This is a genomic window from Streptomyces sp. NPDC005955 (assembly GCF_042871255.1).
Classification (GTDB): Bacteria; Actinomycetota; Actinomycetes; order Streptomycetales; family Streptomycetaceae; genus Streptomyces.
Window position 1 is genome coordinate 227,510 of sequence record NZ_JBIAIF010000002.1, and the last position, 15,078, is coordinate 242,587.

Annotated in this window: 11 protein-coding genes; 1 reads left to right on the top strand and 10 read right to left on the bottom strand. The window is 72.6% G+C overall.

From position 1 onward, the window contains the following. Window positions 1-7: 7 nt before the first annotated feature. Together ACFYOU_RS06390 and ACFYOU_RS06395 are read right to left on the bottom strand one after the other, a co-directional pair. Window positions 8-1,282 carry a DUF418 domain-containing protein gene (locus ACFYOU_RS06390; protein WP_391303914.1) on the bottom strand — a complete coding sequence of 425 codons (1,275 nt, stop codon included), beginning with the start codon at window positions 1,280-1,282 and terminating at the stop codon, window positions 8-10. Beyond that, window positions 1,279-1,896, bottom strand: coding sequence for a TetR family transcriptional regulator (locus ACFYOU_RS06395; protein WP_391303915.1), 618 nt, complete (start codon window positions 1,894-1,896; stop codon window positions 1,279-1,281). Before ACFYOU_RS06395 ends, ACFYOU_RS06390 begins: the two co-directional genes overlap by 4 nt. 695 nt (window positions 1,897-2,591) lie before the next feature. Between ACFYOU_RS06395 and ACFYOU_RS06400 the strand changes: the two genes are divergently transcribed. Beyond that, window positions 2,592-3,788, top strand: coding sequence for a response regulator (locus tag ACFYOU_RS06400; protein WP_391303916.1), 1,197 nt, complete (start codon window positions 2,592-2,594; stop codon window positions 3,786-3,788). A gap of 90 nt (window positions 3,789-3,878) precedes the next feature. Here ACFYOU_RS06400 and gdhA read toward each other — a convergent pair whose 3' ends face one another. The 8 genes from gdhA to hrcA form a co-directional block, all read right to left on the bottom strand. Then, entirely contained in the window at window positions 3,879-5,237 is a 1,359-nt protein-coding gene (gene gdhA, locus ACFYOU_RS06405) for an NADP-specific glutamate dehydrogenase (protein ID WP_391303917.1), read from the bottom strand. 194 nt (window positions 5,238-5,431) lie between these two features. Continuing rightward, a complete protein-coding gene (locus tag ACFYOU_RS06410; RefSeq protein WP_391303918.1) occupies window positions 5,432-6,334 on the bottom strand; it encodes a ribonuclease Z in 903 nt (300 codons plus the stop codon). Window positions 6,335-6,337: 3 nt separating this feature from the next. Then, window positions 6,338-6,691 carry a histidine triad nucleotide-binding protein gene (locus tag ACFYOU_RS06415; RefSeq protein ID WP_389763189.1) on the bottom strand — a complete coding sequence of 118 codons (354 nt, stop codon included), beginning with the start codon at window positions 6,689-6,691 and terminating at the stop codon, window positions 6,338-6,340. 113 nt (window positions 6,692-6,804) lie between these two features. After that, complete coding sequence (locus tag ACFYOU_RS06420) at window positions 6,805-10,116, bottom strand: S41 family peptidase (protein WP_391303919.1); 3,312 nt, start codon at window positions 10,114-10,116, stop codon at window positions 6,805-6,807. 494 nt (window positions 10,117-10,610) lie between these two features. Then, the gene (locus ACFYOU_RS06425) at window positions 10,611-11,366 is read right to left on the bottom strand and encodes a 16S rRNA (uracil(1498)-N(3))-methyltransferase (RefSeq protein WP_391303920.1); all 756 of its coding nucleotides are present in this window, start codon (window positions 11,364-11,366) and stop codon (window positions 10,611-10,613) included. After that, complete coding sequence (locus tag ACFYOU_RS06430) at window positions 11,363-12,436, bottom strand: nitronate monooxygenase (protein WP_391303921.1); 1,074 nt, start codon at window positions 12,434-12,436, stop codon at window positions 11,363-11,365. Before ACFYOU_RS06430 ends, ACFYOU_RS06425 begins: the two co-directional genes overlap by 4 nt. A 282-nt stretch (window positions 12,437-12,718) precedes the next feature. Then, window positions 12,719-13,852 (bottom strand): molecular chaperone DnaJ, encoded by a 1,134-nt coding sequence (gene dnaJ, locus ACFYOU_RS06435; RefSeq protein WP_385487599.1) that lies wholly within the window; start codon window positions 13,850-13,852, stop codon window positions 12,719-12,721. Beyond that, window positions 13,853-14,869, bottom strand: coding sequence for a heat-inducible transcriptional repressor HrcA (gene hrcA / locus ACFYOU_RS06440; RefSeq protein ID WP_391303922.1), 1,017 nt, complete (start codon window positions 14,867-14,869; stop codon window positions 13,853-13,855). Between the last annotated feature and the right edge of the window lie 209 nt (window positions 14,870-15,078).

Below are 15,078 nucleotides of genomic sequence, written 5' to 3' on the forward strand. Positions count from 1 at the left end.
ACCTCGCTCAGCGCTTCGCGGTCCACGTCGGTATCCGCCACACCGTGACCGCCCGCAGGGCCCATTCGGCGGGTCCGTAGCGGTGGGTGCGCAACCACCAGTGACTCAGCAGGAGTTGGGCCATGTAGATGAGCGGGACGACGGCGACGACCGTCAACGGGCTGAGGCGGTCGACCAGTCCGAAGCCGTAGCCGGTGAACAGGACGCCCAGGGTGGCGGATTGGAGGAGGTAGTTCGTCAGGGCGGTCTTGCCGAGCGGGGCGAGCGCCCGCTGAACCGCACCGCCCGGTCGGGTGCGGAACAGGGCGAGCCCGAGGACCACGTACGAGGCGGTGAGCAGCGGGGCGGTCAGTTGGCCCACGCCGAAGGCGAGGATCTCCCCGGCGGAACCCTGGGCGTAGACGGCGCTGGTCGCGTAGAAGACGGCACCGGCGAGGCCGATGGGGCCGCCGATCAGCAGGGTGCGGCGGAGCAGCGTGCGGTACTGCTCAGGCCGGGCGAAGAGCTGGCGGCGGCCCGCCGCGTACCCCAGGAAGAACATGGCGAGCGCGTTGGCGCCCTGGACCAGGACGAGGATCACGAAGGTTTCCGCGAGGTGGCCCGAGTGGAAGCCCGCGGTCGCCGCGGCGTCCCCGCCGAACGCGGCGAGTTTGTCGGCGGCTTCGGAGTCGGCCGGGGCGTCCGAGCCGCCGTCCGCGAGGACGGCGAGACCGAGGAGCAGCCAGCCGACGCTGATCGTGACGAGCAGGGCGAGCGCCACCTTGACCGCCCGGGCCGGTGCGGTGGAGCGGCAGGCCAGCAGGATCAGTCCGAGCAGCGAGTACAGGGCGAGGATCTCGGCGTAGTAGAGCAGGGCGCCGTGCAGCAGGCCGAGCACGAGCAGGCCGGCCTGGCGGCGCAGCATGCGGGGGCGGAACGAGGCGCCCGCCCGTTCGGCGGCGCCCATCTGGAGCGTGAAGCTGTAGCCGAAGAGGAAGGAGAACAGCAAGTAGAACTTGGTCTCGAAGAGCAGGGACATCGTGAACCGGACGGCGTGGTCGAGTCCCGAGTCGTAGGTCGGATTGCTGGTGGTGTCGGCGTAGTACGGGTCGGCGAACGCCCAGATGTTGACGATGAGGATGCCGAAGAGGGCGAAGCCCCGCAGGGCGTCCACATTGAGGAGGCGCACGGCCGTCGTTCCCGCGCCGGCGCCCGCGTCCGCCTCTGATCCCGCGCCCGGGCTCGCGTGCGTGCGCGGGTGTCGCGCTCCGGTGACGCTCGTGCCGTCGTGGACGTCCGTCATGGTGCTTCCCCCTCCGGGTGCTCCTCGCGGAGCAGTGCGGTGACCATGCGACGCAGGACCGGTGCCTGTGCGCGCGGCTGGAACTGCGGGTCGGCGGCGACCCGGGCGAACACCCCGTCGACCAGGGCGGCGAGCCAGGTGGCCGCCGCGTCCGCGGTCAGGGGGGTGCGGAGCTGTCCGGCTTCGTCGGCGGCGCGGACCAGGGCGGCGAGGCCGTCGCGGAAGGAGCGGTCGTTGGCCTTGAAGCGGGTGGCCACGTCCTCGTCCCGGTGGGCCTGGGCAGCGACCTCCAGGGCCAGGCCCGCGAAGACGGGGTCGGCGGCCAGGGCGCACACCTCCTCCAGGAAGGCGAGCAGCGCGGCGAACGGGTCGTCCGCCAGGGCCAGTTCGGCGACCGAGGCGGCGGTTTCCGCGCCGTCGCGCTCCACCAGGGCGAGCAGGACCTCGTGTTTGGACCGGAAGTAGTGGAAGAGGTTGCCGGAGCTCATGCCGACGGCCGCGCAGATGTCGGCGGTGCGGGTCGCCTCGTATCCGCGTTCGGCGAAGCAGACGGCCGCGGCGTCGAGCAGCGCCTTGCGCTTGGCGGCGCGCTGGGCCGGGTTCACGGTTCGCATGGATCGAATCTTATATTGACCGGTCACTTAATTAATACCCCCGGGGAGGCCGGCGGGAGCGTCTACGGACCGTGACGGGCGCCCCCGCTCCCGTGACTACCTTGATTGCGTGTGCTTGCCGGCCCGTCGTCCCGCACGGGACCGTGGAAGGCAACCACCCCGTCACGCCGATCACGACGCGTCCGATACCTGCTTTCACGGCCCGACCGCCGCATGCGTGTCGCGACGGCCCGTGAAGGTCCGCGAGCGCCGTCGAAAGGGGGATCTCGATGCGCACGGTCGGTGCGGGGGCGACACGCAGGGGGCCGCGCCGGACGACGGTCTCGGCTCGATCCGGTCCCCGTCGTCCCGGAGGTGGTGGCCGTTCGTGGGTGCTCCACGGCCTGCGCGGCGGAAGGGGGCGCGTACCGTGCCGTGCGGGTGGGTGCGGTCGCGAACCCTCACCGACGGGCAGGCCCTCGCCGTTGCGGCGAGGGCACTCACCGCGGTGGATGACGTGGTCGTCAACGCCGGCAAGCTCGAACGACCGCGGCACCGGGGTCCGGCCGTCGATCAGCGGTCGGACCCTGTACTTGTTCTCCGTACGGCCCTTCCAGGTAACCGCATCCGGCGGCAAAGGCCAAGGAGTGTCCGTGCACCGTTTCCGACCGGGAGCACGAAACGTGTTTCGTGCCGGGTGAGAGGGGTCATCAGCCGTGTCCGCACCAGTGGGTTCGTGCCGCACCTGTGGTGGCGTCCTGCCCCCTGCGCGTACCTCGGGGCGCCCCCGCCAGTACTGCTCCAGCACCTGCCGCTCGGCGGGACGGCGGGCCCGCGCCCGCGAGGCCGCCCTCCGGCTCCGGGACGGCGGGCCCTGTACGGCGGAGTTGGCCGGCCGGCGCTGCCCGCGACCGGCCGAGCACACGCTGGTCGTCAGCGGGACGCCGTTCCGGTTCTGCTCCGCGTGCCACTCCGTGACGGCCCAGTACCTGATGGACCAACAGGTGCCGGCCTCCGAACTCGTGACGACGCCCCGGCCCGTCTCCGCCGAGCCGCCCCGTCCGCGCACCGAGCCGCCCGCCCGGTCCGGGGCGGGGCCGTCCCGCCCGTCCCGCGTGCTGCTGATCGAGGACGACGACGCGGTCCGCGAGGCGCTGCGCATCTCGCTGAAGCGCCAGGGGTACGAGGTCCTGGCCGAGGGCACCGGCCGCGCCGGGCTGCGCAGCGCCTACTTGCAGAGCCCCGACCTGGTCCTGCTCGACGTCATGCTGCCGGACCTGGACGGGTTCGAAGTACTGCGCCGGCTGCGTGCGGTCAGTGACGTCCCGGTCATCCATCTGACGGCCCGCAGCGACCCCGTCGACGTGGTGGTCGGCCTGGAGAACGGCGCGGACGACTACATCGTCAAGCCGTGTCACGGCAGGGAGATCGGCGCCCGCATCAGACGGGTGCTGTACCGCTACCGGGCGACGGAGCGCCGGCAGGGGGACGTGTTCGACGACGGGCTGCTCCGGCTGGACTCGCCGCGGCTCCAGGCGTGGACCGCGGGCTCCCCCCTGGCCCTGTCCGGGAGCGAGTTCCGGGTGCTCGACCGGCTGGTGCGCCACGCGGGGACCGTGCAGCGCTTCGCGACGCTGCTCGAAGTGGGCTGGGGCACCGCGGACCCGGGCGCCCGCGACCGGGTCAAGTTCACCGTCTCCCGGTTGCGCGGCAAGCTCGACGCGACACCGGTGGGGGGCGATTCCCTCGTCTCGGTCCGCGGCACGGGCTACCTCTACCGCTCCCCCGCCCTGCCCGCTCCGCCGGCCGCCGGGCCCGCCTCCGCGCCCGCCGGCTACGGGCACGCCCGCACGGTGCAGGGCGCGACCCGCAAGCCGGACCGGGGGCCGGCGGGAACGGACGCCCCCGGCTGACCGGCCCCCGGCGGGACCCGAGCCGGGAGCCGGTCAACCGGGGCCGTCAACCAGGAGCCGGTCAGTCGGGGCGGGTCAGCCGGGCCGGCGTCAGATGACGCCCTGTGCCAGCATCGCGTCGGCGACCCGCTCGAAGCCCGCGATGTTCGCGCCCGTCACGTAGTCGCCGGGGGCGCCGTACCGCTCGGCGGTCTCGTGGCAGGTGGCGTGGATGTCGTTCATGATGTGCGTCAACTCATCCTCGACCCGCCGCGCCGACCAGGACGTACGGGCGTGGTTCTGCGCCATCTCCAGCGCACTGACCGCGACGCCGCCCGCATTGGCCGCCTTGCCGGGGCCGAAGGCGACGCCCGCCTGCTGGAACAGGTGGACGGCCGCGGGCGTCGTCGGCATGTTCGCGCCCTCGGAGACCGCCTTCACGCCGTTGCGGACCAGTACGGCCGCCGCGGCGTCGTCCAACTCGTTCTGGGTGGCCGAGGGCAGCGCGACGTCGGCGGGCACGTCCCAGACGCGTCCACCGGGCACGAAACGGGCCGAGGCGCCCCGGCGCGCGGCGTACGCGTCGACGCGGCCCCGCTCGACCTCCTTGATCTGCTTCAGCAGTTCCAGGTCGATGCCCTTGTCGTCGACGACGTACCCGGAGGAGTCCGAGCAGGTCACCGGGTTCGCCCCGAGGGCGTGCAGCTTCTCGATGGTGTAGATCGCGACGTTGCCGGAGCCCGAGACCACCGCGGTCTGGCCCTCCAGGTCCTCACCGCGTTCGCGCAGCATCGCCCCGGCGAACAGCACGTTGCCGTACCCGGTGGCCTCCGGGCGGATCAGCGAGCCGCCCCAGCCGCGGCCCTTGCCGGTGAGGACGCCGGCCTCCCAGCGGTTGGTGATGCGGCGGTACTGGCCGAAGAGGTACCCGATCTCGCGGCCGCCGACGCCGATGTCACCCGCCGGCACGTCGGTGTGTTCGCCGATGTGCCGGTACAGCTCCGTCATGAAGGACTGGCAGAAGCGCATGACCTCGGCGTCGCTGCGCCCGTGCGGGTCGAAGTCGCTGCCGCCCTTGCCGCCGCCGATGCCGAGGCCGGTCAGCGCGTTCTTGAAGACCTGCTCGAAGCCCAGGAACTTGACGACTCCCAGGTTGACCGAGGAGTGGAAGCGCAGCCCGCCCTTGTAGGGGCCCAGCGCGCTGTTGAACTCGACGCGGAAGCCGCGGTTGACCCGGACCCGCCCGCGGTCGTCCTGCCACGGCACCCGGAACATGATCTGCCGCTCCGGCTCGCACAGCCGCTCCACGATGCCCGCCTCGGCGTACTCGGGGCGCACCGCGAGGACCGGCGCCAGGGTCTCCAGGACCTCGTGGGCGGCCTGGTGGAACTCGGGCTGGGCGGGGTTGCGCTGTTCGATCTCGGTGAGGATGTCGCCGAGTACGTTCTGCATGTCGGATCGCGTCGTCACAGAGGGGCCTTCCTTGCGCGGCTGTCACCGGATCGGTGGGGATTGCGGCTCGCCCGGTCCGGTGCGTCCATGAGCGCTCGGCGCCGTTGCCGTGCTCGGGGCAAGGTAAGTGTGACGTGCAGGTAAACGTCTTGACCAGTACCCGGGGGTCGGGCGGCTCAGCATGTGAGACGGGCCCGGGGGCCGGGCGTCGCCTACCGCTTCGGCAGCGCCACCCTGGTCAGGTCCGCGGCGACGGTCAGCTCCCCGGTGAACCCGGCGGCGCGGGCCTCCGCCTCGAACGCGGCGGGGTCGGCGTAGCGCTGGCTGAAGTGGGTGAGGACCAGGTGCCGCACCCCTGCCGCGGCGGCGACCCGGGCGGCCTGCGCCGCGGTCAGGTGGCCGTGCTCCACCGCCAGGGACTCCTCGCTCGTGAGGAACGTCGACTCGATGACGAGCAGGTCGCACCCCTCGGCCAGGGCGTGCACCCCGTCGCACAGCCGGGTGTCCATGACGAACGCGAACCGTTGGCCGCGCCGCACCTCGCTGACCTCGTCCAGGTGGACGCCCCGCAGTTCGCCGTCCCGTTGCAGTCGGCCCACGTCCGGGCCGCCGATCCCGCGCTCGGCGAGGAGCGCGGGCAGCATCCGACGGCCGTCCGGTTCGACGAGGCGGTAGCCGAAGGACTCGACGGGGTGGGAGAGCCTCGCGGTCTCCAGACGGTACGGGCCGGGGTCCGCGAGCACGCCGTCGGCGGCGGCGGGCGCCTCGGTCAGCTGCACGGTCTCGCGGTAGGCGGTGGCGTAGCGCAGCCGGTCGAAGAAGCGTTGCCCCGAGGCCGGGTAGTGGCAGGTGACGGGGTGCGGGACCCGGTCGAGGTTGATGCGTTGGATCACCCCGGCGAGGCCGAGCGAGTGGTCGCCGTGGAAGTGCGTGACGCAGATCCGGTTGATGTCGTGCGCGGCGACCCCGGCCCGCAGCATCTGCCGCTGGGTGCCCTCGCCCGGGTCGAACAGGATGCCCTCGCCGTCCCAGCGCAGCAGGTAGCCGTTGTGGTTGCGGTGTCGCGTGGGTACTTGGCTGGCCGTGCCGAGGACGACGAGTTCACGGGCGGACACGGTTCAGCCGGGGGGCCACTGGAGGCCGCGGCCCGCCAGGACGTGCGCATGGGCGTGGAAGACGGTCTGCCCGGCGCCGGAGCCGGTGTTGAAGACGATGCGGTAGCTCTGCGTGTCGTGCGCGGCGGCGACCTGTCCGGCCTCCCGCAGCACGTCCGCGGCGACCTCGGGCGCGGCCGCGGCGAGCGAGGCCGCGTCCGGGTAGTGGACCCGCGGGATGACCAGGACGTGGGTCGGTGCCTGGGGGTTGATGTCCTGGAAGGCGACCGTGGTCTCGGTCTCCCGGACGATCGTCGCGGGCACTTCGCCGGCCACGATCTTGCAGAACAGGCAGTCGTCCTGCGGCTGTCCAGCCACGTCGGTCACGTCGCTCACGTCTCCTCACGGGTCGGGGTCGGGCGTGCGCCCCGGCGGTGCCGGGTACGGGGGCATGCTATCGGTGGCCGGCCCGCCGCCAGGGCGCCGGACCGCTACGGGAGGGGCGGCGGCGTCTTCGCGGGGTGCCGGGCGAGGGCGTCGAGGGCGATCCGGACGGCCTCGTCCAACTGCCGGTCGCGGCCTGCCGCGTGGTCCTGCGGGGCCTGGACGACCTCGACGTCCGGGTCGACGCCGTGGTTCTCGACCTCCCAGCCCTGGCCCTCCAGCCAGAAGGCGTACTTGGGTTGGGTGACGAGGGTGCCGTCGACGAGCCGGTAGCGGCTGTCGATGCCGACGACGCCGCCCCAGGTGCGGGTGCCGACGACCGGGCCGATGCCGAGGGCCTTGATCGCGGCGTTCACGATGTCGCCGTCGGAGCCGGAGAACTCGTCGGCAACGGCGACCACCGGGCCGCGCGGGGCGTCCTGCGGGTAGCTCACCGGGCGCTGACCGCGGGGCAGGTCCCAGCCGATGATCCGCCGGGCCAGCTTCTCCACGACGAGTTGCGAGGTGTGGCCGCCCCGGTTCTCGCGGACGTCCACGATCAGGCCCTCGCGGATGACCTCCAGCCGCAGGTCCCGGTGGATCTGGGCCCAGCCCGGGGCCATCATGTCCGGGACGTGGAGGTAGCCGAGGCGCCCGCCGGACCGTTCCAGGACGTGGGCGCGGCGGTCGGCGACCCAGGCGTGGTAGCGCAGCGGCCCCTCGTCGTCCAGCGGGACAACCACGACGTGCCGCGGGGCGCCGCCCGCGGCGGGGAGCACGGTGAGTTCCACGGGTTTGCCCGCGGTGCCGGCGAGCAGCGGGGCGGGGCCGGTGACCGGGTCCACCGGGTGTCCGCCGACGGCGAGGACGGCGTCTCCGCTGCGGACGGCCACCCCGGGTGCGGCGAGCGGGGAGCGGGCCCGCGGGTCGGAGGTCTCGGAGGGCAGCACCCGGTCGATGCGCCACCGTCCGTCGGGGTGCCGGGAGAGGTCGGCGCCGAGCAGGCCCTGGGCGTCGCCGTGGCCCCAGCCGCCGCCCGGCATGACGTAGGCGTGGGAGGTGCCGAGTTCGCCGTGCACCTCCCACAGCAGGTCGACCAGGTCGTCGTGGGTGGCGACCCGGTCGAGGACGGGCCGGTAGCGGTCGAGGACGGCGTCCCAGTCGACGCCGCCGAGGTCGGCCCGCCAGAAGTGGTCGCGCATCAACCGGCCGGTCTCCGCGTACATCTGGCGCCATTCGGCGGCCGGGTCGATCTGGTGGCGCACCCGGGAGAGGTCCACGGTGAGGTGGGCGTCGCCGTCCTCGTCGGAGGGGGCGCGCCGGTCGCTGGGGACGACCTTCAGCTTGCCGTCCGTCCACAGCAGGACGCGTTTGCCGTCGCCGGTGACGGCGAAGTGGTCGGCGTCGGACGCGAGGTGTTCCATCCGGCGTTGGACCAGGTCGTAGCGCTCCAGGTCGGCCTTGGGGTGCGGGTCGTCCGGGGTGGCGCGGGCCGTGCCGAGGACGCCCACCACGGGGTGGCGCAGCCACAGGACGCCGTCCTTCGCCGCGCGGAGGGTGGAGTAGCGGCCGGACTCCACGGGGAAGGGGACGATGCGGTCGGCGAGCCCTTCGAGGTCGATGCGGGTGGTGGGGGCGCCTTCGCTGTCCGGGGTCTCGTCCTTGTCGGGCGTCTCGAAGGGGCGGCCGTGGCGCTGCGGTCCGAACGGGGACGGGGTGGTGGCGGCGAGGGTGATCAGGTGCGGGCGGGAGCCGTCGACGAAGACGAGGTCGAAGACGTGCTCGTCGTAGACGGGGTCGAAGGCCCGGGCGGAGAGGAACGCGAGGTGCTTGCCGTCGGCGGTGAACGCGGGCGCGTAGTCACGGAACCGCAGCGGGGTGGCCTCGGTGACGGTCCCGTCGGCGGTGTGGGCGAGTTTCAACTGCCGCAGCGGGCCGGGGCCGGCGTGCGACCAGACCAGCCAGGCCGAGTCGGGGGAGAAGGCGAGGCCGGAGGCGTCGCCGTGCTCGCCGCGGTCGATCTCGCGGACCTCGCCGCTGGTCCGCTCCACCAGCAGGACGCGGCCGTCGTGCGCGGCGACCGCGGCGCGGGAGCCGTCGGGGGCGACGGCGAGCGCCATGACCCGGCCGAGTTCACCGGCGCCGATGCGACGGGGCGGACGCGCGGTGCCGGTGGTGGCAGGGGCGGTGGTGCCGTCGGCGGGTCCGGAGTCCGCCGGGTCTGAGCGAGCCGGGTCTGAGCGAGCCGGGTCGGAGGGGTCGGGGTGGGCCGGGCCGTCGGGCAGCAGGGCGCCGGTGGCGGGGGCGAACTCCAGTGCGTCCTCGCCCGGCGCGTCGGTGACCCAGACGACGTGTTCCTCGCCGTCCGCCCGGAAGGTGCGCGGCATCCTGGCCCGCACGCCCGGCTCGGCGGCGAGGGCGCGGGCCGGTCCCTCGCGGTGGGTCACCCAGTGGACCGAGCCGCGCACCGACACCGCGCTGCCGCGTCCGGTGTGGTCGGGGGAGGCGGCGCCGAACCAGCGTTCGGCGCTGACGGGGTGCGGCTGGAGGTCGGTGCGCTGGCCGCCGAGGCGGACGTCGAGACGGCGGGGCGCGGCGCCCGACAGGTCTTCCAGGAGCAGGAGTTCACCGGCGCTGGCGTAGACGAGGCGGGTGCCGTCGCCGGCGGCGTGCCGGGCGTAGAAGCCGTCGAGGGGGGTGTGGCGGCGCAGGTCGGTGCCGTCGGCGAGGGAAGAGTACACGGCGCCGACGCCCTCGTGGTCGGAGAGGAACGCGATCCGCTCCCCCACGCGGACGGGGTACTCGATGTTGCCGTCGAGGTCGGCGTGGAGGCGGACGAACGTGCCGTCGCCGCTGGGGTCGATCCACAACTTGCCCGCGGTGCCGCCCCGGTACCGCTTCCACCAGGCGGCTTCGCGGTTCTTCCCCGCGGAGAGGAGCACCGTCCGACCACCGGGTCCGGTCACGACGTCGCCGACGGGGCCGTGCGGCAGGGTCTCGGCGGGGCCGCCGTCGAGCGGGACGGCGCGGGCCCAACTGCGGCGGAAGCTCGCCTGGTCGTGGGCGCCGAGGACGAGGACCCGACCGTCGTCGGTCCAGCCGCGGACGGTGGTGCGGGAGCCGCCCCAGTGGGTGAGTCGGCGGGACGGGCCGCCGTCGACGGGCGCCAGATGGACTTCGGGGGCGCCGTCACGGGTGGAGGTCCAGGCGACCGTGGTGCCGTCCGGGGAGATCCGCGGATGGTTCACGGGCACGTTGTCGGCGCTTACCCGCCAGGCACGCCCACCGTCGAGTGGTGCGATCCAGACGTCGTCCTCTGCCGTGAAGGCGATCAACTCGCCGTGGACATGCGGGTACCGGAAGTACGCAGACTGAGTCACCCGATCACCCTAGGCAGCGGTGGGTTCCCAGGTCACCGGTTTCGATCACATTCAAAGGCACGGCCGGCGCGTCGCGCTTCCACACCCTCCCGCTGCCCTCCACAGGAGCGCACCCACCTCAGGAACGCAAGGAACTACGCACCCCGCAAAACAACGCACGCGCAACGGAACGCACCCAGCCCAGGGGCGCGGGGAACTGCGCAACCCCCCAACGCACCGCACAGAACAACGCACCCACGCCAGAACGCACGGGAATCAGGGGCGCGGGGAACTGCGCGAAACCCCAGCGCACCCCGCAAAAAACGCACGCGCAGCGGGACGCACCCAGCTCAGGGGCGCGAGGAACTGCGCAAAACCCCCAGCGCACCGCACAGAACAACGCACGCGCAGCGGAACGCACGCAGATCAGGGGCGCGAGGAACTGCGCGAAACGCCAGCGCACCGCGCAGAACAGCGCACGCGCAGCGGGACGTACGGGCTGAGGGGCGCGCCCCTCAGGACCAGCGCCCCGTGCGCCCCAGCACCAACGCAGCCCCCACCGTGCCAGCAGTGGAAGTCCGCAACACGCTCGGCCCCAGCCGATACGTACCCGCGCCCGCCCCGGCAAAAGCCGCCAACTCCTCGGGAGAGACACCACCTTCGGGACCGACGACGAGGACGATCTCCCCGGCGCCGGGGAGTTCAGCGCCGGCGAAGGGCGCACTGCCGTGGTGCTGGTCCTCGTGCAGGACGCCCGCGAAGTCAGCAGCGGCCAGCAGCGCAGCGACCTGCTTCGTGGTCATGACGTCCGCCACCTCGGCGAAACGCACCCGCCGGGACTGCTTGCCCGACTCCCGGGCGGTGGCCCGCCACTTGGCGAGGGCCCGCGCGCCCCGGTCGCCGCGCCACTGGGTGACGCAGCGGGCGGCGGCCCACGGGACGATCGCGTCGACGCCGGTCTCCGTCATGGTCTCCACCGCGAGTTCGCCCCGGTCCCCCTTGGGCAGGGCCTGGACGACGGTGAGCCGCGGCGCCGGGGGCGGTTCCTCGTGGGACGCGGTGACGTGCACGAGCAGTCGGTCCTTGCCCTCGGAGCCGGTGACGACGCAGTCCGCCCAACGTCCCCGCCCGTCGGTGAGGACGACGTCCTCACCGGCCCGCAGCCGCTTCACGGACACGGCGTGCCGTCCTTCGGGGCCGTCGAGGACGAAACGCCCGCCGGGGGCGTCGAGGTCGTCGAGACGGGGGACGACGAAAACGGGTGCGGTCACGAGGCCCTCCCGACGGCCAGGGTGTCGACGGCGTCCGCGGCTTCCGCCCACAGCACCTCGACCAGGTCCCCCGCGGGCATCTCCCGGGCGAGCCGGTGGCCCTGGCCCGCCCACAGGGCCATGCCCTGCGGGTCGGCGGCCTTGGCGGCGGCCTTGCGCAGCGGGCCGGTGAGGTGGTGGACCTGGGGGTACGCGGCGGGGGCGTAGCGGCCGTGCTCGCGCAGGAAGCGGTTGACCAGGCCGCGCGCGGGGCGCCCGGTGAACGCGCGGGTGATCTCGGTGCGGGTGAACAGGGGGTTGGTGAGCGCCTGTTTGTGCATCAGGTGGGCGCCGGACTCGGGGGTGGGCAGGAAGGCCGTGCCGAGTTGCGCGGCATCGGCCCCGGCGGCGAGCACGGCGGCGATCTGGGCGCCGCGCATCAGCCCCCCGGCGGCGATGACGGGGATCTCCACGTTCTCCCGGACCTGGGTGACGAGGGCGAGCAGTCCGAGTCCGGTGCCGTCGTTGTCGAGGCTGTCCCGGTGGGTGCCCTGGTGGCCGCCCGCCTCGATGCCCTGGGCGATCACCCCGTCGGCGCCGGACCAGGCGACGGTCCGCGCCTCCTCGACGGTGGTCGCGGTGACGAGGGTGAGGGTGCCCGCCTTGCGGAGGGCGGCGATGACCTCGCGGGTCGGACAGCCGAAGTGGAAGGAGACCACGGGTACGGGGTCGTCGAGGAGGATCGCGAGCTTGGCGTCGTAGCCGTCGTCCCGGCCGCTGTCGGGGTCCCCGAGCTCGGTGTCGTACCAGCCGGACTCACCGGCGAGCTGATGGCCGTAGACGTCGACGACCGCCGGGTCCGCGTACTCGGGTTGGGGCATGAAGACGTTCACGCCGAAGGGGAGGGACGTCAGGCTCCGCACCTGCTTGATCTCCTGGTACATGCCGTCGGCCGTCTTGTAACCGGCGGCGAGGAACCCCAGTCCGCCCGCTTCGGACACGGCTGCGGCCAGCTGCGGCCGGGACACCCCGCCCGCCATCGGGGCCTGCACGATCGGGCACGGAAGGAGATCGGTCAGTGCGGAGGACATGACGGCATGTTGTCACGTCCTCCACACAAGTCCGAATCCAGCCGTACATCTGGCATATTCCGGCCGTGTGTGGATACGGGTGGATCATCGACGGGAGCACACCTGTGCTGGTCAGAGCGGTGCTTGAGGGTTGCACCAGCTCGGGAGCGGCGATTGTTCGCCAATTCCCCAACACCCCTAGCGTTGGCGCACCGTTGCATGGGCGACCCCCGCCCGGACGAGAACCGGGACGGGGGTGACCCACTACGGAGGGTGGCGATGCGGTCGCCGGGACGCACCGCGTCAGCGACCGTTGAACGCGTCCTTCAACCGGGAGAACAGCCCCTGCTGACCTGGCTGGAACTGACCGATGGGGCGCTCCTCACCGCGCAGCTTCGCCAGCTCCCGCAACAACCGCTCCTGCTCGGCGTCGAGCTTGGACGGGGTCTGCACCTCGACGTGGACGATCAGGTCGCCCCGACCGCCGCCCCGCAGATGCGTCACGCCCCGACCGTGCAAGGGGATCGACTGGCCGGACTGGGTACCGGGCCGGATGTCGATCTCCTCCATGCCGTCCAGGGTCTCCAACGGCACCTTGGTGCCCAGCGAGGCCGCCGTCATCGGCAGCGTCACCGTGCAGTGCAGATCGTCGCCGCGCCGCTGGAAGACCGCGTGCGGCAGCTCGTGGATCTCGACGTACAGGTCACCGGCGGGGCCGCCGCCGGGGCCGACCTCGCCCTCGCCCGCGAGCTGGATGCGGGTGCCGTTGTCGACACCGGCCGGGATCTTCACCGTCAGGGTGCGACGGGAACGGACCCGGCCGTCGCCCGCGCACTCCGGGCACGGGGTGGGCACGACCGTGCCGAAGCCCTGGCACTGGGGACACGGACGCGAGGTCATGACCTGGCCGAGGAACGACCGGGTCATCTGCGACACCTCGCCCCGACCGCGACACATGTCACAGGTCTGGGCACTGGTGCCGGGCGCCGCGCCCTCGCCGTTGCAGGTGTTGCAGACGACGGCGGTGTCGACCTGGATGTCCTTGGTGGTCCCGAAGGCCGCCTCGTCCAGCTCCACCTCCAGCCGGATCATCGCGTCCTGACCGCGCCGGGTGCGGGATCGGGGACCGCGCTGGGACGCCGTTCCGAAGAAGGCGTCCATGATGTCGGAGAAGTTTCCGAAGCCACCGGCGCCGAAGCCGCCGGGTCCACCGCCCGCCTGGGACAGCGGATCGCCGCCGAGGTCGTAGACCTGCTTCTTCTGCGGGTCCGACAACACCTCGTAGGCGGCGTTGATCTCCTTGAACCGCTCCTGGGTCTTCGGATCGGGGTTGACGTCCGGATGCAGCTCGCGCGCGAGCCTCCGGAACGCCTTCTTGATCTCGTCCTGGGACGCGTCGCGGCGTACGCCTAGTACGGCGTAGTAGTCCGTGGCCACTTACGACTCCGCCAGGATCTGTCCGACGTAACGTGCCACTGCGCGTACTGCTCCCATCGTTCCCGGGTAGTCCATGCGGGTCGGGCCGACCACGCCGAGCTTGGCGACTGCCTCGCCGCCCGAACCGTAGCCCACCGACACGACGGACGTGGAGTTGAGCCCCTCATGGGCGTTCTCGTGACCGATCCTTACGGTCATGCCCGAATACTCCGCCTCGCCGAGGAGCTTGAGGAGGACGACCTGCTCCTCCAACGCCTCCAGGACGGGCCGGATCATGAGGGGGAAGTCATGTCCGAAGCGGGTGAGGTTGGCGGTACCGCCGATCATCAACCGCTCCTCGGTCTCCTCGACCAGCGTCTCCAGCAGAGTGGAGAGGATGGTCGAGACACTGCCCCGGTCCTCGGTGTCGAACACCTCGGGCAGGTCCTGCACCAGTTGCGGCACGTCGGCGAACCGACGACCCGCGACCCGGCTGTTGAGCCGCGCCCGCAGATCCGCGAGCGAGGTCTCGCCGAACGGAGCCGGGCAGTCCACCATCCGCTGCTCCACCCGACCGGTGTCGGTGATCAGGACGAGCATCACCCGGGCCGGGGCCAGCGACAGCAGTTCCACGTGCCGCACCGTCGAACGGGTCAGGGACGGGTACTGCACCACGGCGACCTGCCGGGTCAGCTGCGCCAGCAGCCGGACCGTGCGGCCCACGACGTCGTCGAGGTCCACCGCCCCGTCGAGGAAGTGGTGGATGGCCCGGCGTTCAGGGGCCGTCATCGGCTTGACCCCGGCCAACTTGTCCACGAACAGGCGGTACCCCTTGTCGGTGGGGATGCGCCCCGCACTGGTGTGCGGCTGGGCGATGAACCCCTCCTCCTCCAGTGCCGCCATGTCGTTACGGACCGTGGCCGGGGAGACACCCAGACGGTGCCGTTCGGTCAGCGCCTTGGAGCCGACCGGCTCCTCCGTGCCGACGTAGTCCTGGACGATGGCGCGCAACACTTCCAGCCTGCGTTCACTGAGCACCGCGCACCTCCCGTTCCTCTGGTTCCCTCTGCGCCGGCGCGGGTCCGACCCGGCTCCGCGGAACGGTTCCTGGCACTCATGACAGTCGAGTGCCAGCGTTCCCAGCCAAGTGTACGGCCGGTGGGTACGCACGTAGCAAGGCCGTGTCACGAGCCACTGCGCCGCGTCGTCCGGCCACGCGTCCCGGCCGGCCGCCCGCCGGGTCCGGG